14 protein-coding genes are annotated in these 21,475 nt (G+C 39.1%); 13 read left to right on the forward strand and 1 reads right to left on the reverse strand.

All coding sequences use genetic code 11. The features are described 5' to 3' along the window. Positions 1-208 precede the first annotated feature (208 nt). The 6 genes from SFC47_RS06380 (at position 209) to SFC47_RS06405 (ending at position 13,364) form a co-directional block, all read left to right on the forward strand. Complete coding sequence (locus SFC47_RS06380) at positions 209-1,666, forward strand: sugar ABC transporter ATP-binding protein (RefSeq protein WP_411253398.1); 1,458 nt, start codon at positions 209-211, stop codon at positions 1,664-1,666. Next, positions 1,656-2,660, forward strand: coding sequence for an ABC transporter permease (locus SFC47_RS06385; RefSeq protein WP_411253399.1), 1,005 nt, complete (start codon positions 1,656-1,658; stop codon positions 2,658-2,660). Before SFC47_RS06380 ends, SFC47_RS06385 begins: the two co-directional genes overlap by 11 nt. Continuing rightward, positions 2,657-3,703, forward strand: a complete 1,047-nt coding sequence (yjfF, locus tag SFC47_RS06390; RefSeq protein WP_411253400.1) for a galactofuranose ABC transporter, permease protein YjfF — start codon at positions 2,657-2,659, stop codon at positions 3,701-3,703. Before SFC47_RS06385 ends, yjfF begins: the two co-directional genes overlap by 4 nt. 69 nt (positions 3,704-3,772) lie before the next feature. Further along, on the forward strand, positions 3,773-8,407 hold the full coding sequence (locus SFC47_RS06395) for a family 43 glycosylhydrolase (protein WP_411253401.1): 4,635 nt from the start codon (positions 3,773-3,775) through the stop codon (positions 8,405-8,407). Between the two features lie 70 nt (positions 8,408-8,477). Beyond that, positions 8,478-9,767 carry an AGE family epimerase/isomerase gene (locus tag SFC47_RS06400; RefSeq protein WP_411253402.1) on the forward strand — a complete coding sequence of 430 codons (1,290 nt, stop codon included), beginning with the start codon at positions 8,478-8,480 and terminating at the stop codon, positions 9,765-9,767. A 204-nt stretch (positions 9,768-9,971) separates the two neighbouring features. Continuing rightward, positions 9,972-13,364 carry a PA14 domain-containing protein gene (locus tag SFC47_RS06405; RefSeq protein ID WP_411253403.1) on the forward strand — a complete coding sequence of 1,131 codons (3,393 nt, stop codon included), beginning with the start codon at positions 9,972-9,974 and terminating at the stop codon, positions 13,362-13,364. A gap of 90 nt (positions 13,365-13,454) precedes the next feature. On the opposite strand, the gene SFC47_RS06410 is transcribed toward SFC47_RS06405, so the two are convergent. Continuing rightward, positions 13,455-13,946, reverse strand: a complete 492-nt coding sequence (locus SFC47_RS06410; protein ID WP_411253404.1) for a hypothetical protein — start codon at positions 13,944-13,946, stop codon at positions 13,455-13,457. Between the two features lie 174 nt (positions 13,947-14,120). Here SFC47_RS06410 and SFC47_RS06415 point away from each other — a divergent pair, with 174 nt between their 5' ends. The 7 genes from SFC47_RS06415 to SFC47_RS06445 all read left to right on the forward strand — a co-directional run bounded on the left by SFC47_RS06415 (position 14,121) and on the right by SFC47_RS06445 (position 21,473). Further along, a complete protein-coding gene (locus tag SFC47_RS06415) occupies positions 14,121-14,831 on the forward strand; it encodes a VCBS repeat-containing protein (RefSeq protein ID WP_411253405.1) in 711 nt (236 codons plus the stop codon). Between the two features lie 1,022 nt (positions 14,832-15,853). After that, positions 15,854-16,291 (forward strand): GyrI-like domain-containing protein, encoded by a 438-nt coding sequence (locus tag SFC47_RS06420; protein WP_411253406.1) that lies wholly within the window; start codon positions 15,854-15,856, stop codon positions 16,289-16,291. A 31-nt stretch (positions 16,292-16,322) separates the two neighbouring features. Beyond that, the gene (locus tag SFC47_RS06425; RefSeq protein ID WP_411253407.1) at positions 16,323-16,832 is read left to right on the forward strand and encodes a GNAT family N-acetyltransferase; all 510 of its coding nucleotides are present in this window, start codon (positions 16,323-16,325) and stop codon (positions 16,830-16,832) included. A 28-nt stretch (positions 16,833-16,860) separates the two neighbouring features. Beyond that, positions 16,861-17,283, forward strand: a complete 423-nt coding sequence (locus tag SFC47_RS06430) for a VOC family protein (RefSeq protein WP_411253408.1) — start codon at positions 16,861-16,863, stop codon at positions 17,281-17,283. A gap of 60 nt (positions 17,284-17,343) precedes the next feature. Next, complete coding sequence (locus tag SFC47_RS06435; RefSeq protein ID WP_411253409.1) at positions 17,344-17,799, forward strand: GNAT family N-acetyltransferase; 456 nt, start codon at positions 17,344-17,346, stop codon at positions 17,797-17,799. A 79-nt stretch (positions 17,800-17,878) separates the two neighbouring features. Next, complete coding sequence (locus SFC47_RS06440; protein WP_411253410.1) at positions 17,879-18,412, forward strand: AAA family ATPase; 534 nt, start codon at positions 17,879-17,881, stop codon at positions 18,410-18,412. A 307-nt stretch (positions 18,413-18,719) separates the two neighbouring features. Next, positions 18,720-21,473, forward strand: coding sequence for a response regulator (locus SFC47_RS06445; protein WP_411253411.1), 2,754 nt, complete (start codon positions 18,720-18,722; stop codon positions 21,471-21,473). Positions 21,474-21,475: the final 2 nt, after the last annotated feature.

Raw genomic sequence — 21,475 nt, forward strand, 5'->3', positions numbered from 1 at the left:
TGACTCTTTTTTTTTAGTGTTAACTGAAAATTATAAAAAATAACTCTTTATTTTAAATACTTTATTTGCGGGCTTCTTTAAACTAAACGTAAGAATGATAGCTCTTGGAGTTATTCTATTAAATTGAATAAAGTAGGTGATGCATTTGAGTTCTGCTATTTTACTAAGAGCCGAAGGGATATCAAAGTCGTTCCCAGGGGTAAAAGCATTGTCAAACGTCAATTTCAGCTTGCGAAGAGGTGAAATTCACTCCCTAATGGGTGAGAACGGTGCTGGGAAATCGACGTTAATAAAAGTGTTAACAGGTGTACATGAAAAAGACGAGGGATCGTTTTATTTAGAAGGGAAGCCAATCAGCCCCGTTTCACCCCAAGATGCACAACAGTTAGGAATTAGTACCGTCTATCAGGAAATCAACTTATGTGAAAATCTTTCAGTTGCCGAAAATATCTTTATCGGAAGAGAACCAAAGAAACGAGGGAGAATTGATTGGAAAGAAATGAATCGACGTGCGGAGAAAATACTTTCCGAGCGGCTAAAAATCAATATTGATGTAACGAAAATTTTATCCTCTTATTCTACTGCTATACAGCAAATGGTGGCGATTGCCAGGGCTGTCGATATTTCAAGCGGTGTCCTGATTCTTGATGAGCCAACCTCCAGTTTGGATAAAAACGAAGTAAAACAGCTGTTTGAGGTGATGACAAAATTAAAGAGTGAGGGCATGGGAATTGTTTTCATCAGCCATTTTCTGGACCAAATCTATGAAATTACCGATCGAATTACAATATTACGAAATGGAGAACAAATCGGCGAATATGAAACGAAAGAAATTTCAAGATCCCAGCTGGTGTCGAAAATGATTGGCAGAGAATGGGGAGAAGATTCGAACCAGGAGAACAAAAATACAAGAAAAGAGATGCAGCAGGTTTTTATAAGTGCACAAAATTTAGGAAGACGAGGGATGATTAGCCCGCTCGATTTTACCTTGCAGAAAGGAGAAATATTGGGGTTGGCAGGTTTGTTAGGGTCGGGGAGAACAGAGTTTGCCAAAGTCCTGTTTGGAATTGAAAAGGCAGACCAAGGTGTGATGACCATTGATCAGCAGCAAATTCGAAATATGACACCAAAAGCAGCCGTAGACATGGGATTCAGCTTTTGCCCTGAGGATCGTAAAGTCGAGGGAATTGTGAATGACCTTTCGATTCGCGAGAATATCATACTAGGTCTGCAAACAAAGAGAGGCTTGTTCAAGTACATCCCAATGAAGGAGCAAAGGGAGATTGCTCAAAAATACATTGAGCTGTTAAGCATTAAAACACCAAATATGGAAGAAAGAATTGATAATTTGAGCGGAGGCAACCAGCAAAAGGTGATCCTTGCCAGATGGCTGGCAACAGATCCTAAGCTCTTAATCTTAGATGAGCCAACTAGAGGAATTGATGTAGGTTCGAAGGCCGAAATACGAAAGTTAATCCTAGATTTAGCATCCCAGGGAATATCCATTTTATTTATTTCTGCAGAATTAGAGGAAGTGGTTGCTTGCTGTGACCGGGTTATCGTTCTTCGCGACCGAAAAAAAATAGGAGAATTAGACCGGACAGAGATGAGCGAATCGAGAATCATGGATATGATTGCGGAAGGAGTACCTGTACATGAAACATAATTTTTACAAGATCACACAGATGAAGATATTTTGGCCGCTTGTGGCTTTAGCTGTCCTCCTCCTTTTAAATCTACTTTTACTGCCTGGCTTCTTTTCCATCCAAATAAAAGACGGGCATTTGTTCGGAAGTGTCATCGACATATTAAATCGTGTTATGCCATTATTAATTATTTCCCTTGGGATGACTATGGTCATTGCCAAAGAGGGTATTGACATCTCAGTCGGTTCTGTCCTCGCGATTTCAGGTGCATTGGCTGCGGCGATGATGGAACATACATCTGTTTGGGTGGCACTTCTTGCTGCAGTTGGGGTTGGAATCATTTGCGGCCTTTGGAATGGAGTCTTAGTCTCTGTCTTTGAAATACAGCCAATGGTCGCGACCTTGATTTTATTAACAGTGGGAAGAGGTATTGCCCAATTGATTACTGGGGGGCAGATTTTATCCATTGACAATAGTGTTTATCAATACCTCGGCTCTGGTTTTCTTCTGGGACTGCCATTTCCTATTTTCATTGGAGCAGCGATTTTTCTCATTATGATGTATTTAAAGAAGAGAACAGCGATGGGGTTATTTCTTGAATCGATTGGGAATAACATGACAGCCAGTAAATTTGCAGGAATCCAGCCCAAAAAAATGATCATCTTGGTCTATACAATCTGCGGAGTATGTGCTGCCATTGCCGGCATTATCGTTAGTGCAAATGTAAGCAGTGCAGATGCGAATAATGCAGGTTTGTGGATCGAATTAGATGCCATCTTAGCTGTCGTAATTGGAGGAACCTCGATGCGGGGAGGCAGATATTTCCTTGGCGGCACAATCGTAGGAGCATTTTTCATTCAAACGTTATCAACAACCATCTATTCTGTGGGGATTAATCCGCAAATTGTAATGGTTGTAAAAGCAATCGTTGTCATTCTCGTCTGCTTATTTCAATCTCAAGAATTTAGAAAGCTATTTTTAAAGTTTACGAAAAAGAAGGTGAGCTTCTCATGAAATCACTTCCGTTTAGTATAAAGGAGAATCATATCTTTATTGTTGCCACCTCTGTCCTTATTCTTCTGTTATATGGATATGGTTCCTTTTCTTTTACAGGATTTTTCAGTACACAGGTATTTCTTAATCTTTTCATTGATAATGCCTATTTAATCATCGTAGCCACTGGCTTAGCGTTTGTGATTATTACAGGGGGAATTGATTTATCTGTTGGTGCTTTAGTGGCCTTTGTCAGCATGGTATCTGCATCTTTATTGGAGCATGGCGTGAATGCGTATATCGTCATCCTGCTGACATTGCTAATTGGAATCATTTTTGGAGCTTTTCAAGGATATATGATTGACCGTTTTGATTTACATCCTTGGATTGTCACGCTAGCAGGTATGTTTTTGGCAAGAGGTGCAAGCTTTCTCATCAGTACCGATAGTATCGTCATTACCAATGAAACCTATAGCAGCATTTCACGGGCGAAGGTATATATTCTGGGAGACAGTTATGTATCAATCGGCGCAATTGTTGCCATCATTGTCGTCATCATTGCGATTTACATGGCTAAGTTTTCGAAATTTGGGCGAAATGTATATGCGATTGGCGGAAATGTAAAGTCTGCAAAATTGATGGGATTGCCTGTGAAACGCACAATCATTTTGGTTTACACATTATCAGGATTTTGTGCAGCCTTAGGTGGATTGGTCTTTACCTTCTATATGCTGTCAGGATATGGATTGCATTTATTGGGGATGGAAATGGATGCGATCGCAGCATGTGTTATTGGCGGGATCTTGTTGACAGGCGGATTCGGCTATTTAATAGGACCGCTTCTCGGCGTATTAAGTATGGGGATCATTCAGACGTTAATTATGTTTCAAGGTACGCTAAGCTCATGGTGGACGAAGATTGCTGTCGGATTCCTGCTCTTTTTGTTCATCCTTCTTCAACGTTTGATTGTCATGAGAAGAGGAAGAAGGAAAGTCATTCGCTTAGAAAAGCAGCATCCATCACTGCCCGTTCATTCGCAGCCTGTTTCTGGTGATTTTAAGTAGGAAAATTTTGTCCTTTATCGAATTTAATAGATTAGGAGATTGATCAGCATAGGATAGGAGTGTTTACATTTGAAAAGAAACCGGTCAAAAAGGAAGACCCTGCTTCACAAGGTATTGGTGTTTACGCTTGTCCTTGTCACGTTTTTACCATCTCTTTCAAGAGAACAAGCAGCAGCAGCGGAGAATACCATACCAAATACCTTTAAAAATCCGATTGTCCCTGTTTCAGGTCACGCCGGTTCTGCTGACCCCAGCGTAGTCTATAAAGATGGATATTATTATTATGTAAAATCCGATAAAGATACCTCCATCATTGTCGCTAAAGCCAAAAGACTGCAAGATATCGGAACGGCACCGCGTGTAACTGTGTACACACCTCAAAGCGGGACCATGTATTCAAAAGAAATATGGGCACCTGAATTACAGTACTTGAATGGAAAATGGTATATCTATTTCGCTGCAGATGATGGGCGAAATGAGAATCATCGAATGTATGTCCTTGAAGGAAATTCCCAAGATCCACAAGGTACATACACATTTAAAGGAAAAATAAGTGATCCATCCGATGAGTGGGCGATTGATGGAATGGCCTTTCAAAAGGAAGATGGGTCCATGTACTTTGTTTGGTCCGGCTGGCGCAATGGTAACGATGGTATGCCGCAGCGAACGTATATTGCCCCAATGAGTAATCCTTGGACGATTAGCGGACCACGCGTAGAAATCTCATCACCAACTCTGCCATGGGAAGGTACAATTCAGGAAGGTCAGGAAGTTATCATCAAGGATGGAACGATATCGATAATATATTCTGCTAATGGCAGCTGGATGGACGACTATGTGCTAGGACAATTAACCAATACGGATGGAGATGTTTTAAATCCTTCTTCTTGGACGAAGAAAAGTACACCTGTATTTGGAAAAAATCCAGAAGGTCAAGCATTTGGAACAGGACATCATGGCTTTACCAAATCACCGGATGGAAAAGAGGACTGGATGGTTTATCATGCCTTTAGAAATTCAAATGGCGGGTGGGCTAATCGCAGCGTGAGAGCTCAGAAGTTTACGTGGAACGAAGATGGAACCCCTAATTTTGGGACAGCTGTTTCATATGGTGCAGAGCTCAATGAACCTTCAGGAACACCAGACATACCTAGATATGAGTACGAAGCAGAGAATGCTGCAGTAGGGGGAATTGCCTTTGTTCGGAATTCTGCCAATGCTTCAGGAGAGAAAGTGGTAGGCCGACTCGATAATGAAGTCAGTGATTATGTTGAATTTGATGTCGAGGTAGAAGAACCAGGATTATATACCCTTGTCGTGGTGGCAGCGAACGGAACGTCAGCGGGTGCAGCTGCACAGCACAATGTAACCGTAAATGATGGCCCTAATCAAGTGATTGAGTATAAGAATTATGGCTGGGAAAATTACAACCCTTCATCCATGGATGTTACATTAAAGACGGGAAGAAATAGTATTAAACTTTCAAAGAAAACCAATTTCGCTGAAATTGATAAAATTGTACTTCAGCCAGTGGAGACAACGGATCAAGAAGTAAAGATTGAAAGCATTAGCACTGAGAACAAAGAGAAGGCAATCAGTCAGGGTGATACGCTGACTGTGAAAGCGAGTATCCGGCCAATTGTCGGTACGGATAAGAATCTAAAGCTTTCATCATCGAATTCAAAGATTGTAACGGTATCCGAATTTGGAAGGGATTCAGCTACCGGAACAGTGACATTAGCTGTAAATGGAGTAGAGCCAGGCACATCCATAATTAAAGTTGAAAGTGTGGATGGAAAAGTCGCTGCTGAATTCGCCGTTACCGTCCGCGGTGAACCAGGTGAACCAGATCTTTCTGCCTTTACGGTGGATCATTTTGATCAAACAACATTAGATCGTGACTGGTCCATTTTTCAAGAAAGCAAGGAAAATTGGAGTTTAACAAAGAATCCAGGTTCAATGACGATTCATACAACACCTACAGACATTTATCAAAATAATAATAGCCAGAACAATGTATTTTTAAAGAAGATTGAAAAAGGTAAAGATTTTGAAATGATCACAAAAGTGAATGCACCAATTTCGAAAAACCATCAGCAAGCAGGCTTGTTCGTTTGGCAGGATGCAGATAATTTAGTGAAGCTGGCACATGTTTGGGTTGACGGTCCAACCATTGAAACAGCTTATGAATTAAAACAGGTATACCAGAAGCCAGGCAACTTTGCGAAACACCCTGGCGGCAATACGATGACATTAAAAATAAAGAAGATAGGGAATCTTTATACCACCTACTATTGGGATGGCTATGAATGGATTCAAGCTGCTGATTCTCTGACAGCGGACCTTAAGGATATTAAAGTCGGGTTCTTTGCGAATAATATCGTAGCCTCGAACGACAGAATACATGCCGTTTTTGAATATTTTGCTGTTCGAGAAATATCCGGTGGAGTGGAGCTTGACGCAGATAATATTTCATTAAAAGTATCGGAAACGAGTCAATTACAAAATTCAGGTCCAAGTGAAAATGTTAAATGGAGCTCTAAAAATCCTTTGATTGCGACGGTATCTGATAATGGATTAGTTGAAGCCAAAGGTGTTGGCAGAACCATTATTAAAGCAGAAGATGAATCCGGCACCTATAGCGATGAAGTCGTTGTCACAGTTGAAGGTGAAGAGAGTCAGCCAGAATTCCAAGATGACTTTAATGATCACGAATCAGATGGCTGGACAACGTACGGCGGCAATTGGAAGGTAAATGCCGGAAAATACACGGTAAACAGCGGCCCAGGATATAAAACGGTCTTGGAGAATTCTCAATTCACCGACTATATTTTAGAAGCAGACGTTCAAATTACAAGTGGTACCGAGGCAGGACTGATTTTCAGAGCATCGGATCTCGCTGTAGGAGCCGATTCGCTCGAAGGTTATTTTCTTGGAATAAATGCCCAAGACCAATATGCCGTTCTTGGACAATTCTCAGAGGGCAAATGGACCGAAATCGCTTCTAGAAATATCCCAATTAAGTACAATGAAAACTATCAATTAAAAGTCGTAGTATCGGAGGGACACATCCAGGCATATATCAACGACAACCCATTAAATAGTAATCCTTATCCGAAATTCGACTTGGTCAGCAATACACATTTATCGACTGGAAAAATAGGCTTTAGAACGTGGCATGCAGATGCATCATTCGATAACGTGAAAGTTACTCCTTATAAGGAGGAAATTACAGGCCCGACCTATTCAAACTCTGTCATGCCAGGAATAGCGGATCCTTATGTACTTTACCATGAAGGGACCTATTATTTATATGGTACGCATACAGAGGATTGGCCGATGATGCAAAATGGAATAAAGGTTTACACCTCTACTGATCTTGTAAACTGGAAAGAACATGATGAATGGGCTCTGCATCGAGACAATTCTTGGGGAGAAAACCGGTTCTGGGCACCAGAAGTCATTGAAAAAGACGGTAAATTCTACATGTATTATGCAGTGGAAGAGAGATTAGCGGTTGCGACAAGCGACTCTCCATTAGGACCATTTGTTCAGGAAGAGATGGAACCGATTCATCCCAATACGCCAGAAATTGATGCGCATATCTTTACCGATGATGATGGCAAACAATACATGTATTTTGTCCGCTTTGAGGGAGGAAATGTCATTTATGTTGCCGAGTTAAACGATGACATGAAATCTATTAAAGAAGATACCGTAACCTTTGTAATGAGAGCTTCACAGGATTGGGAAAAGAGTACAAAACAGCCATCCTATCCTGTAAATGAAGGTGCGTTTGTCATTAAGCATAAAGATACCTATTATTTAACGTATTCTGCTAATCATTTTGAAAGTCCTGATTATGGTGTTGGCTATGCAACGGCTCCGACTCCAATGGGGCCTTGGACAAAGTACGAACAAAACCCGATTATGAAATCTAATATTGTTGTCCCGGGGGCAGGACATCACTCTCTCATTCATTCGCCAGACGGAACGGAATTGTTTATGGTTTACCATACTCATAATAGTACGAAGGCAACTGAACCTAGAAAACTAGGTATTGACAGAGTCCAATTTGTGCCACAAGAAAATGGACCGGACATAATGGAAGTGTGGGGGCCAACTGTCACCCCGCAGCCAATGCCGTCGAACAAAATGATTCTTAAAAATGTTAACCTTGAAGCGGAGCATACGACCTTGCAAAGAAACCAAACATCGCGACTCAATATAAGTGGCGGACTTACGAATGGGAAAGAAGCAGACTTGACGAAAGCCGACATTGTCTATGAAACTAGCGATGAAAATGTGATAAGCGTGGTGGACGGGAAGTTAGTTGCTCACCAAGCAGGGACTGCAGAGGTTTTTGTAACAGTGACATTGAATGGCTTTACAGTGGAATCAAATAGACTCCGTATTGAAGTGACCACCAGTATCGATTCTATTAAACAACTCATCCAAGGCTATGAAGATACTAACAGCATAAAGCAGCCCTTGTCCAGCCAATTAAAGAATAGTCTAGACCAAGCTGCCCACCAACTTAAAATAGGAAATAAACATCAAGCAATGAAAAAAATGAATGATTTCTTAAAACACCTAAATAACGCAGCAATGAGCAAATTTATTTCTGCAGAAGGAAAACAAGTACTCAATGAAGATGCAAATGCGCTATTAAAATTATGGGACCAGGATAGACAGGAAGATTGATTGATACAAGTACCAGGATAGCAGCATTCTAATGCTGCTATCCCTTTTTTAGAATAAGGAGATGAAAGCATTGGAGACTTCAGTAATTGACATTCAACAAATACTACAGGAAGTAGAAGACCACTTAAAAAATGGGATTATTCCATTTTGGTTAAATAAAGGGTATGACAATCAAAATGGAGGATATTTAACATGCTTTGACTCCGAAGGCTCGTTAGGTGAGGATACAGACAAATACATAGTAACCCAATGCAGGATGATTTGGGGGTTTTCAGCATTTTATCAATTATATCCTGAAAACAAAGAGCTTCTATTTATGGCTGAACAAGGAGTTAACTTTCTCTTAGATCATTTTTGGGATCATGAACACGGAGGTTGGTATTGGAAGGTAAAAAGAGATGGTACACTCATTGATCCTGGAAAAGTCGTCTACGGTCAAAGCTTTGCAATTTATGCATTATCACAATACTACCAAGTGACAAAGGATCCACTTGCTTTAGAGTATGCGGAGGAAACGTACAATCTTTTGCAAATCCATTGTTCGGATACTTTGCACGGCGGGTATTATGAAAACCTTGAACATGATTGGCAAGTATCAGCTGATGGGTTTTGTGGAGGTGACCGAAAATCTCTTGATGTTCATATGCACCTCCTTGAGGCATTTACGGTTCTCGTGCAATGCAGCCAAAAAGAACATCACAAGAGGAAATTACAAGAAATCATCGATCTTATCCTAAAACATATGATCAATCACGAAGACGGCTGTGGACGCAATCAGTTTAACCGAGAGTTTATGCCAATACCTGCAATATCCATTCGCAGGACTTGGAATGCTGAAAGACAAGGCTCTCAAATAATCGAGAAACCAAGAGATACAACTTCATACGGACATAATCTTGAATTAGTATGGCTATTAAACAGAGCGGTTGAAGTACTGGGCCTTCCGAAACATTCTTTCTATGATCTAACGAAAAAAATAGCATACCACACGTTAAAATTTGGGTTAGATAGCGAATTAGGCGGCGTGTACAGAGACGGTCCACATCAGGGGCCTGCATATATAACAGATAAAGAATTCTGGCAAAACCAGGAAGTTTTAGTAGGTTTTTTGGATGCCTATGAAATACTGCGCGATGACAAATTGCTCACTGCCTTTTTGAAAACATGGGAATTCTCAAAGAAATATCTCATTAACTGGGAACTAGGCGAGTGGCGGCAATTAGTGGACAAGGAGGGGAATATTTTAATAGGAAACTTAGGGAACCCGTGGAAGGCTTGTTACCATTCAGGACGTTCCATGTTAGAGGTAATACAGCGATTAGAACAAATGCTTGAGTTAATGAGTAAAGTAGAAGGTTAATCTTCTACTTTTTTTTGTTCAATTTAAGCAGGGATAATAAACGATATCAGAAAATTGCAAATCTTAACGTCTTATTGTAAATATTTCTAACACATTTCTTGGTAAAGTTGTAATTGAAAACAAGAATATGGAGGAGGTCGCAACGGGCAGGATGTAAGCGTTATTAAATCTAATAGTGATAGTAATGGAGGCAGGGAGTAGAGAATGAAGAAAAAATTATTAGTCTATTCATCGATCATGACCATGGTTCTTTCACAGGCAGTCGGACTTAGTGCTGTAACACCCTCATCAGTTAAAGCAGCCGAAACGGAGAAAGTGCATGGATTAAAAGGAGAGTATTATACGTCATCGGGTCCAGGAAAATTTGATTTCAATCAATTGAAAACGACGATTGTCGACTATAATATTAATTTTCCTGATTTGGAACCAACTATAAATCTATTCACTGGTCAACAGGATGATGTCAACGTCAGATGGACAGGTAAAATTGTCCCAGAGCATACCGAGGATTATACGTTTTATATGATTGGTGATAATGGATTCAGGGTTTGGATTGACGGAAAGTTGGCAATCGATTTTTGGGAGGATAAATGGGATATTGAGCAAAAAAGTGCTCCCATTACATTAGAAGCCGGAAAAGAATATGATATCAAAATTGAGTACTTTGAAAATTATGGTGGCTCTAATCTAAGACTCTATTGGTCTAGTCCTAGTACGGAAAAACAAATTGTGCCAAGCAGTGCCTTTTTCTTACCAGATGGATACAGTACAAGCAATGATATTAAAACGATAAAAGTTCTAGAAGATGGGAAGCATGTTGAATTAGGATTTAACCATGAGCTTCATGATCTACCGGACGGACTCGAGAAGAATTTCAAAGTCAACTTAAGCGGGCGTCAATGGGATCTTGTAAATCTTTCATTAAAGAAAGATGACCCGTCAACCATTGTACTTGAGACCAGTGCGCCAATCTATGAAAGATCGGCAAATAATGTTTTAGTCAGTTATGACGGAAAAGGTAATATCGTAACCAAAGAAGGGAAAGTGGTTGCGGAATTTTTAAACAGAGCAGAAAACCTTTCACAATACAACATCGAATCGCCATGGGCTGATAAAGTTGACCCTAAAAATGTATTGCCAGAATATCCGCGTCCTCAAATGGTACGGGAGAATTGGCAGAACCTGAATGGGGAGTGGGAGTTTCAGCGGGCAGCGGAAGGTGAAGCTGTTCCTACAGGTAAAAAGCTAGAAGAATCGATATTAGTTCCATTTGCAGTCGAATCCGATCTATCCGGAATTGATAGACAGGAAAAACATATGTGGTATAAGCGAAGCTTTACCGTACCATCCAAATGGAATGGTGACAGAGTTAAATTGAATTTTGATGCCGTTGATTATAAAACGGTCGTCTATGTGAACGGAGCTAAAGTGGGTGAGCATATAGGTGGTTATGATGCCTTCAGCTTTGATATTACCGACCATTTAGTAAAAGGTGACAATGAATTGATTGTGGAAGTCTATGACGAGACATCAGGCGGCCAGGCAAGAGGCAAGCAAACTACGAACCCAGAAGGTATTTGGTATGAGTCTACTTCTGGAATCTGGCAGTCCGTTTGGTTAGAACCAGTTAAAGAGGCTCATATTGAATCAATCAAAACGGCAGCAGATATTCATGAAGATAAAGTGAATGTCACCGTTAATGGTCAGAATCTGGAAAATAAAACGATTGAAGCGATTGTGTATCAAAAAGGAAAAAAAGTAGGAGTGGCTACTGGTAAAGCAGGGGAAACATTTGCAGTCTCTGTACCTAACCCGCACTTATGGACGACAAAAGATCCATATTTATATGATTTACAAGTCAATGTAAAGGATACTAAAGGTGTTGTAGATACCGTTAAGAGTTATTTTGGAATGAGGGAAATTACTCTTGGAAAAGTAAATGGCCAGCTTCGTCCATTGTTAAACGGAGAATTTATTTTCCAAATGGGGCCATTAGATCAAGGATACTGGCCGGAGAGCGGCTTAACTGCACCAACAGAGGAAGCATTAAAATTTGATATCGAAAAAACAAAAGATCTTGGATTCAATATGATTCGAAAGCATATCAAAGTTGAGCCTGAACGCTGGTACTATTGGGCAGATAAATTGGGAATGATTGTCTGGCAGGATATGCCGAGCATGGAAGGTTCAGGTGCCGGAGCTAGAGCGACAGATGCTGATCGTAAACAATACGAAGTTGAATTTAACGAAATGATTCAAGAAAAATATAATCACCCATCCATCTTTCTCTGGACAGTCTTTAATGAAGGCTGGGGTCAATATGATACCGTACGGATGACAAAATGGGTAGAGAGCCTTGATCCGACACGGTTAGTCTCCAATGCAAGCGGTTGGACAGATGCAAATGTAGGGGATGTCCTAGACTGGCATACCTATACGGCTCCTAGATCACCACAAGTTGAGGAAAATCGAATTGCGGTTATTGGGGAATATGGGGGGCTTGGTTTAGCAACTCCAGGACATGAGTGGGGCACAACTGGCTGGAATTATGTAATGATGAAAGATAAAGAAGAAGTCACGAATACGTATGTCGAATATATTGAATCATTAAAACGCTATATGTATGGTAATGGTCTAAGTGCAGCCGTTTATACACAAACAACCGATGTAGAAGGTGAGCTGAATGGTCTTCTAACCTATGACCGAAAATTGGTGAAAATGGATGAAGATGCAGTACGTGAAGCTAACCAGTCATTAATCGCCTTATCCTCAGCGAAGGTGGTATTAAAAGATAAGATCGAGGATGCAAAGATCACTCAAAAGGGTGCCAAAAAAGGAGATAAGCCTGGAGAGTATTCAAAGGCAGCAATTAAATTTTTGAAGGACTCAATCAAAGCAGCAAACAAAGTGCACAATAATCCAAAAGCAACTACCGATGAACTATTTGCTGCTGTCAACACTTTAACCAAACAGCTGTCAGAATTTAAAGATATGGTGATTCCGCCAATTGAAGCGGGGGCACAAGTCGATCAATTTGATAGCGCTACATTGTCACAAGCTTGGTCGATTTTCCAGGAAGATGCTTCTAAATGGAGCTTAACAGAAAAGCCAGGATCTTTAATGATCACAGCACAACAGGGCGATACACATGAGGGCAATAATTCGATTAAGAACGTGTTCTTACAGGATGCCCCTACAGGTGACTTTGAAATTACGACGAAACTGAACGCATCTATTAAAAATAACCATGAGCAAGGTGGTTTATATCTATGGCAGGATGCAAATAATTATGTCCGTTTCGGTCACGTCTGGGATAATGGATTAAAGCTTGAAACCGCGAAGGAAGAAAACGCTAAATACAGTAAAGCACAAAACATCGCACAACATCCGGGTGATGACAGTGTTTACTTAAAAATCAAGAAAAACGGTAATACCATTTCAACCTTCTTCTGGGCCAATGGAGAATGGCAAAAAGCAGCTGATCCTATTACAGCGGATATTAACGTTAGCAAAGTAGGACTTTACGGAGCAAGTCCAGTAAGCGGTCAACTCGTTCCAATGACATTTGATTATTTCACCTTACAAAATCTTCAATAAGTATTTAGTGACCATGGGGACGGTTCTCATGGTCATTTTTATAGAGCAAAAGTACCCAAAGTTAAGGGTCATTTCGACCCTTAACTTTTTCTAACACAAAACAATAATTTTATAGGGAGTCGTTTGGGCTGGGATGCTGAATGTGGCAGGACCATATACAACAAGTAGATTTCGGTTTGCAGGACTCAATGTATAGGGTTGATCGTTTTGTAATACTATTTGAGTATAACTAGAAATATTCAAGTGTAACTGACCATCACTACTGACAAGCTGGCTGTTAAAGTAGTCCACTTTTACATGTTGATAAGGGTTTTCTTTTACGATAATAAGTGCCTGATATTGAGGCGGGTAAATAAGGATGACAGGTACATTGACATCATAATATCCCGTTACAGAATCACCAACTGAAACCATTACACGATCTAAAAAATAGGTGGTTGGATTGATCACAAAATTCACAATTGAGCCATCTGTTCCCGTTAATGACATTAATTTAAAACACCCTTTTAATTCCTCGTCTGAACCTACAAGATAATCTTGAATCCTGGTTACTACTCCTGAAAAAGAACCATATTTTTTCATTTTCTTTCCTCCAAATTAAGTACGATTTAATGAAACCAAAACCTCAGGAAACTTCGTGTACCCTAAGCGTATAATATGATAATTCAGTTTGCCTAAATAATTTTATGATGGTGATATTTAGATAATACATCATGAAGGTTTGATAAGGGCAGTTATCATGAAAAGAAGCAGGTTATGTATAACTATTTTTCTAGGAATCAGAACAGTATTGTTTCGTTTGCACGTGGTGATGTTACGGGGGACCGAGTACCTGTCAATGTCTATTTAACCGGAATAAAGACTCCAGATAGCCCATTTACTCAAAATATCACCTTACATGTACAAAATGGAAGGACAGGCGAGATGAAGAGTGTTCCACTCCGTGAAAATGCCGGCTACAATCCTGCAATTTTTTTTGGGGATTTTACTGGCAATGGAATAGATGATATTTTAATAAGTATTGCTACCGGTGGCAGCGGGGGGATCATGTACTATTATCTTTATTCCTTTGTGGAAAATATTCCGCAATTACTTTTTGATTTCAATGTATATAATCAGCAATATCAATATGAGGTCACTTATCTAGACAATTACAAAGTGGAAGTTCTCAGTAAAATCAATAATAAAAAGTATTTGATAGATATTTCATCAAGAGGTGCTGAATATATAAATGAAATCTATGATGCTAACGGGAAACTGAAAAGCCCGATTACCGGTTTTGTAAACCCTTTAAGCGGCTTATATCCTGTAGACTTTGATGTAAATGGAGTGTATGAGCTATTAGCCTATCAAAAAATTGCTGGAAGATATAATGCGGATTCTTTAGGGTATGTTTTGAACACATTAGGATGGACTGATAATAGATTTGTTTTGCAAAATCAATATGTTGCTATTTTTGGTGAGTAGGGGGACCACGGTGGGGGACCGTGGGGACGGTTCTCATGGTCCTAATCAACCAAATGGGAAAATAATATAGATCTACCTGCCAAAAAGTGCTCCTTACCTGCGAATTTTAATCGCTTACCTGCAAAGAATTCATTTTACCTGCATAAAACCTTTGTTTATCTGCCTAACAAATTCCTACCTCAAACCCCACAGTTGGAAAAGCCAGGGTGCAGCCCTACTCAGGGGATTTCACCTCCAAAATAAGGATATTCGAGTCGCGTTCTAGCGTAGATTCAAGAATAGCGGCGTGTTTTAAGATACCGTAATTATCTCTACCTGCCAAAAAGTGCTCCTTACCTGCGAATTTTATTTGCTTACCTGCATAGATTTCATTTTACCTGCAAAATACCTTTGTTTATCTGCCTAACTAATTCACACCTCAAAATCCACCGATGGAAAAGCCAGAGTGCAGCCCTACTCAGGGGATTTCACCTCCAAAATAAGATATTCGAGTCGCGTTCTAGCGTAGATTCAAGAATAGGGGCGTGTTTTAAGATACCGTAATTATCTCTACCTGCCAAAAAGTGCTCTTTACCTGCGAATTTTAATCGCTTACCTGCGTAGATTTCATTTTACCTGCATAATGCCTTTGTTTATCTGCCTAACAAATTCCTACCCCAAACCCCACCGTTAGAAAAGCCAGAGTGCAGCCCTTCTCAGGGGGATTTCACTTCCAAAATAAGGATATACGAGCGGGTTTTAGCATAGATTCCAGAGTAGTGGCGTGTTTTAAGTTACCGTAATTTCTCTACCTGCCAAAAAGCGCTCGGTACCTGCGAATTTTAATCGCTTACCTGCATCGATTTCATTTTACCTGCATAAAACCATTATTTATCTGCCTAACATATTCCCACCTCAAAATCCACCGATGACCGAGGTCACCTCTGGTCACAATCCAATGCAGGAAGTAAGGTTTTTTTATTGAATTAATAAGAAATACGATTTGATAGAATTTTTGAAACGGAGAGGTTTATATGTCATATATGATGGTGAAAAAAGAGTTTAAGCTTGTTGGATTAAAAGGCAGCGGCGAGTTTGCTAACTTTGGTTATGAAGTTCCTTTGCTGGCAAAACAGCTTTTAAGTCGGGAAAAGGAAATCTTCCATTCAACGGAGACTGAAATTTCATTATTTGAGCCAAAAAGGGATGAGGAACATTTAATAGGCCATTTTTATACAGGGGTGATTGTGAATGAGAAAATAAAGGAAGTACCATCAGGAATGTATTATATTGAGGCAAATAATAGATACGTAACTACCAGGGGGGATATATCAAAAGTGGGAGAACTTCATTTACATTTATTGAATTGGGCAAAAGAACAAGGTTACAAAAGAGATCCCGATTCTTATATTATCGAGACCTATCATCCTATCGGTAACGGTGCTGAGGAGGTACAGATTTATTTGCCAATTCAAGCTTAAAAATAAAAACGCATATCTGGAGGAGAAAAAATTGAACTTGGAAAATGTTGATGGTTATACTGTAAGAAGGGCTGTGAATGAAGATAGCTGCAAAATTATAAAACTGTTAAAACAGGCCGCACAGTGGATCAAAGGAAAAGAGATAAACCAGTGGAGGTTTTTATTAGAAGGTAACCAAGATGAAGAGATTAAGCAGGATATACTTAATGATAAAACGTATATGGTTTTAAATGGTAACGAAATAGTGGCTACCTTTACGCTTTTATCAGAACAAAGTGAATGGGATAGGGATCTTTGGGGCGACGAAAACTCCTCTAAATCGGTATATTTACATAGACTTGCTGTCAACCCTTCATATATGAAGAAAGGGATAGGGAAAAGTATTCTGGATTGGGTCCAGAATAATATAAGTGGAACAGAGTATTTAAAATTAGATTGTGTCGCCGAAAATAGCAAGCTCAATAACTTTTATAAGAATAATGGGTTTAAACTTGTTGGTTTAACAGATGGGCACAATAAATATCAGAAGTTAATTAAGTAATGTAAAGAAAATTGGTTAGGAGTAGATTATGAAATCACGAATCTCTGTTATAACATTGGGTGTAGATGACTTGGAAAGGTCTTTGAGATTTTATAAGGATGGCCTTGGACTGCCCACAGAAGGAATAGTTGGACAAGAATTTGAACATGGTGCAGTAGCATTTTTCGAGCTGCAATCTGGATTAAAACTTGCCATTTGGCAGCGTAAGGATATAGCTCATGACACAGGCTTAAAACAAACACCAATAAGTCCAACTGAATTTACGATTGGTCATAATGTTGCGCGTAAAGAAGATGTAGATAGTGTAATGGAAGAGGCAAGGAAGGCTGGGGCAATGATTATAGTTCCAGCACACGATACATTTTGGGGAGGATACTCTGGGTACTTTCAAGACCCAGACGGGCACCTGTGGGAAGTAGTCTGGAATCCGGCCTGGGAAACAACAGAATAAGAGCAGGACTTCGACTCGGAAATATCTCATAAGATGAAAGAATAAGGGGGAGGAAAGACAATGATTAAATTAGTTCTAATGAATGCCGATGAATATCAAAAATATGTTTCTTCAGCAATTAAATCATATGCGAAAGAAAAAGTTTTATCAGGAAATTGGAATCAGGATGAATCACTTAGTAAAGCGGAAGAGGTATATAAAAGGCTTTTGCCAAAAGGTGAGAAGACTGAGAATAATTATTTATATACTATTCTTAATGAAGACAACTCCATTGGAGTTATATGGCTTGCGCAGTTATCTGAAGAAAAAGGATATATTTATGATATTAAGATATTAGAAGAATATCAAGGCTTTGGATACGGCAAGGAAGCAATGAAGCAAATTGAGAAGGTTGGGCAGGAGCTCGGAATTAAAAAAATAGGTCTGCACGTATTTGGTCATAACAAAGCAGCAAGAGCATTATATGAAAAATTAGGTTATCAGACTACAAATCTTTCAATGGAAAAAGAAATTTAACTTTATCAGTTGTTCCTGGTGGATTCTTCAAAAAGGATAGCGTAATCCATCAAAGATAAGGTTTAAGGGGTATGGACAAATGATCATCATGATTAATGGAGCTTTTGGGGTTGGGAAAACGTCTGTTGCGAATGAATTACAAAAAAGTATGAACAATAGTATGATCTTTGACCCTGAAGAAATTGGCTATATGTTACGAAACATCATTACGGAAGATATTGCACATCCTTCCGAGAAAACTGACAATTTTCAAGACTACCAATTATGGAAGGTTTTTGTAGTCAATATTGCCAATCATTTAATAAACACATATGGCAAGATCTTGATTGTTCCAATGACCATTATAGATAAAAGATATTTTGAATACATATTTAATGGGTTTAAAGAAATAGATGAAAGAACTTTTCATTTTTGCTTAACTGCAAAAGAAGAAACCATCTATGAGAGGTTAAGGAAAAGGGGAGAACCTGAAGGCAACTGGTGCTTTCAGCAAACCAAGAAGTGCATGGATGGATATAATGATCGTTGCTTTGAACAGTTCATCGATACCGACAATGTAAGTGTAAACGAAATCGTAAAAATAATAGATGAAAAAGTCCGCACACTTAATTAAACCTGGAAGTCATATTTCTTTTTTTAAAAATGTGCATGACACCTAAAAAGAAATTACTGGAGAAAAATAGACTAGAAAACATCAAAGGCACACTAGCTCATCAACGCTAGTTGTGCCTTTTTACATACAAAATTTTACGATTGTCCGCGCTACGAACACCCCCATTGTCCTCCCATAGTCCTGAAAATCATATGGACGATATAAAGGAATTTAAAGTATGATTAGTAGTGAGAAAATTTTTATTTGTATATCTTTTTAAGAAATCTAACATTATGATCCATTGAATACTAGATTATTAGGAGGTTTTATGAGATTTCGAACGAAGCTCTATACGAGCATAGGATCATTACTTTTGTTCATTACGATAATCGTTGTGATATTAATGAACATGCTGGAACAATCGACCGTAAAAATGAATGTCGTGATTAATGAGTTAAATGAAAGAATTGAAATTGCTTCAAAGATCAAAGATGAAACTTCCTCAACAACAAAGATTTTATCGACCATTTTAAATGATCGTGGTGAGTCTATCAATTCAGACTTGTTAAATGCATGGGAAAGTTCAAATTCTGATTTACAAGTAACGATTGCATCATTGGAGAAAAAGGACAGCCAAGAGAAATCACAAGAACTCATTAGTAAATTTAAAATTCTCCATGAATCTTTTCGAAATATGGGAAACCAAGCGTTGATGGAAAAGAAAATCAATCCAGACGTTGAACTCTCTCCTTTATTTTGGGATAACTTTGACCTAACCAGTCAAAGAATGATTCAAATTACCGAACTCCTTCATGGCTTACAAGAACAAGGATTAAAGAATGAACTTGTACGTTCAAAAGATACCTATAATTGGGCAGTTGAAAATATTTATATATACCTTGTGATTGGATTAATCATCGGTATCGCTTTTGCGATTTGGATCATAAAAAGTACCAGCAACAATCTTAACAAGGTAACGGATGTGATGAAACAAGCAACAGCAAGTGATTTTGACTCCTTACCGCGTATTGAGATTACCTCAAAAGGGGAACTGAGTGAAATCGCCGTGGCTTTTAATAAGATGGCCAATGCACTGGAGAAACATAGTAGAATGGAGAAACAATTAAAAGAAGAAGCAGAAGAGCTAAGCTGGCTGAATACAAAAATTGCTGAAATTGCTACGCTGTATCCTGAAGTTGAAAATGTGGAGACGCTGGCCAATATGCTAATCTCGAAGCTTTTACCTATGGTGGGAGCGAGCTACGGCGTTTTCTATTTAAAGGAAGTTGACAAAAATAATCAGTATTTAACAAGAATATCATCCTTTGCAGCCTCAACAGATGTAGAAGTGAAGAAACAATTTCGTTTAGGAGAGGGATTAATAGGGCAATGTGCAGAGATAAAGCGCCCTATCCATATGGACCAAATTCCTGAAGATTATGTAAAGATCGGTTCAGGGCTGGGAGAAGCTTCACCTAAAACAATCATGATTTTACCCGTTTTGTTCGAAGACCAAGTTCTTGCTGTGATTGAAATTGCCTCCTTTGAAACGTTAACTCCTTTACAGATAAAGCTGCTTGAAGAAGTGAATAATAATCTAGGTATTAAGATTAATAGTATTCTCAACCACATGAAGGTTGAACAATTATTGCAAGAATCACAAGCCATGACAGAAGAGCTGCAAGCCCAATCAGAGGAACTCCAGATGCAGCAAGAGGAATTAAGGACAACAAACGAAAAACTAGAAGAACAGTATGAAGCGACGAAACAGCGGAACTTTGAAATACAGGAAGTCAGTGCGGCGTTAGAAGAAAAAGCACAGCAGTTGCTGCTTAGTTCTAAATATAAATCTGAATTTCTAGCAAATATGTCGCATGAACTAAGGACTCCTCTAAACAGTTTGCTCATTCTAGCACAAATTCTCTCTGAAAATGGAGAAGGGAATCTGACACCGAAGCAGCAGGAATACATTCGAACCATTCACTCATCAGGTAATGACTTATTGAATTTAATTAATGATATTTTAGATTTGGCAAAAGTAGAGTCAGGAAAACTAGATGTGATCTCAACAGAAGTAGAATTAAACGAGGTAAGAGATTTTCTTTACCAACAATTCGCACACATTGCAAATCAGAAGAAAGTTCATTTTTCCATAGAGATGGACAGCGAATTGCCAAAGACTTTCGTCACAGATGAACAACGATTACAGCAAATACTAAAAAATCTCCTTTCGAATGCGTTTAAATTCACTGAAAGTGGCAGTGTCTTATTACAAATCCGCAGTGTTATAAAAAACATCACTGGGAAAATAGGGAAAGAACAACAATTCGAACGGATGCTTGCTTTTTCGGTAGTAGATACGGGTATTGGGATTGAAAAAGATTACCAAAAGGTGATTTTTGATGCTTTCAAACAAGCAGACGGTACGACAAGCAGGAAATATGGCGGTACGGGATTAGGATTATCGATATGTCGTGAACTGGCTCATTTATTAGGCGGTATTATAGAAGTTTCAAGCGAAATGGGGAAGGGAAGTACATTTACCTTATATTTGCCAAATCATCAAATGAATACCAAGAGAGTAAACATATCTGCGGCACGAACGGAAGCAGCGGTCAGTTTAGAAGCTAACTATCTACTGGACAGTAATGATCAAGTTTTAAAGGAAGATCCAATGATCAAACATGGGAAATCCATCCTTAAAAACAAGAAAATTCTTATCGTCGATGATGATATCCGAAATGTATATGCCTTAACGATTGCGTTTGAAAATCATGATATGGAGATCTTGGTTGCCGAAAACGGCAGTGAAGCGCTGGAAGTCTTAAAGGACCATCCTAATACCGACCTGATTCTAATGGATATTATGATGCCGGAGATGGATGGATTTGAGGCAATTAAGCATATTCGCAAGATTAGTAGATTTGAAACCATACCGATTATCGCTCTTACAGCAAAGGCGATGAAACACAGTAAAGAAGAATGCCTGGAGGCAGGTGCGACAGACTATATTAGTAAGCCAATTAACTTGGACCAGCTGTTCTCATTAATGCAAGTTTGGCTGTTTACGAAGGAGGGCTAGAA

Source organism: Neobacillus niacini, assembly GCF_046591715.1.
Classification (GTDB): domain Bacteria; phylum Bacillota; class Bacilli; order Bacillales; family Cytobacillaceae; genus Neobacillus; species Neobacillus niacini_L.